Origin of the sequence: Kitasatospora nipponensis (assembly GCF_039528135.1) — a bacterium.
Classification (GTDB): domain Bacteria; phylum Actinomycetota; class Actinomycetes; order Streptomycetales; family Streptomycetaceae; genus Kitasatospora; species Kitasatospora nipponensis.
The window spans coordinates 1-1,384 of record NZ_BAAALF010000461.1; the positions used below are offsets into that span (position 1 = coordinate 1).

The 1,384-nt window shown below is 67.3% G+C and carries 1 protein-coding gene and 1 pseudogene; both read right to left on the bottom strand.

The features are described from left to right. The coding region (locus ABD323_RS41190; protein WP_344447217.1) for an ABC transporter permease at positions 1 to 724 on the bottom strand (724 nt) is incomplete at its 3' end. Between the two features lie 79 nt (positions 725 to 803). Next, positions 804 to 1,384, bottom strand: a pseudogene (locus ABD323_RS41195) (ABC transporter substrate-binding protein); the annotation flags it as partial.

Below are 1,384 nucleotides of genomic sequence, written 5' to 3' on the forward strand. Positions count from 1 at the left end.
CGAGGTCGGTACCCAGGAAGGTGACCACCGGGATCAGCGAGTTGCGCAGCAGGTGCCGGCCGATGATGGTGCGCCGTGGCAGGCCCTTGGCCGTGGCGGTGCGGATGTAGTCGGCCCGCAGGTTCTCGCCGATCGAGGTCCGGGTCAGCCGGGCCACGTACGCGAGCGAGAGCGAGGCCAGCACCAGTCCCGGCAGGATCAGTTGGGTGATGTCCTTGGAGTCCTGCACGGTCGCGGTCACCCAGCCGAGGTCGATCGCGAAGATGGTCTGGGCGATGTAGCCGAGCACGAAGACCGGGATCGAGATCACCACCAGGGTGAGCACCAGGACCAGGGTGTCGGCGAACGAGCCGCGCTTGAGACCGGAGAGCAGACCCAGCGTCAGACCGATCACGATCTCGAAGAAGAAGGCGACCAGGGCCAGCCGGATGGTCACCGGGAAGGCGTCGGCCATGATCTCGGAGACCGGGCGGCCGGTGAAGCTGGTGCCGAAGTCCAGGGTCAGGACGTTGCCCATGTAGTGCAGGTACTGCTTCCAGAGCGGCTGGTCCAGGTAGAACTTGTGCCGCAGGTTGGCCACCGTGGCCGGGTCGGCCGCCTTGTCGCCGAACATGGCGGCGATCGGGTCTCCCGGCAGGGTGTAGACCATCAGGAAGATCAGCAGGGTGGCGCCGAAGAACACCGGGATCATCTGCAGCACTCGCCGTAGGACGTAGCTGCCCATCGTTTGCCTCCTTCCGCAAAGGGGCTAGTGCCTGGGCCCCGCCTTCCTGACTCGGAGGGCGGGGCCGGCGGGGTGGCTGTCAGGCCCTGACCTCGACATCGGTCCAGGCCGGGTTGCCGAAGGAGTCGAACTTCACGTTCTGCACCTTGGTGGAGTAGCCGGAGTTGGTCCGGTAGTACCAGAGCGGGATCGCCGGGAAGTCCTGGGCGAGCCCCCCCCCCGCCGACTGGTAGCCGGTGACCGAGGCCTGGACCGAGTCGGCCTGGTCGGCGGTGTTGGCCAGCTGGTCGAACTGCGGGCTGCTGTAGCCGAAGTCGTTCGAGGCCGCGCCGGTCCGGTAGACGTCGGCGAGGAAGTTGGCGTTCAGCGGGTAGTCCTGCTGCCAGCCGGTCCGGAACGCGCCGTTGATGGTGTGTCCGGTGATCGCCGCACGGGCGGTCTTGAAGTCGGTCTTCGGGTCGCCGACGCACTCCACGCCGGTGGCCTGGCGGATGGAGTTGCAGACCGCGTCCACCCACTCCTTGTGGCCGCCGTCGGGGTTGTACGTGATGGTGATCTTGTTGCCCGGGACGCCGCCGCCCTCGGTCACCAGCTGCTTGGCCTTCGCCGGGTCGTACTTGCAGTACTCGCCGCAGGTGCCGCCCTTGTAGCCGTTGACGC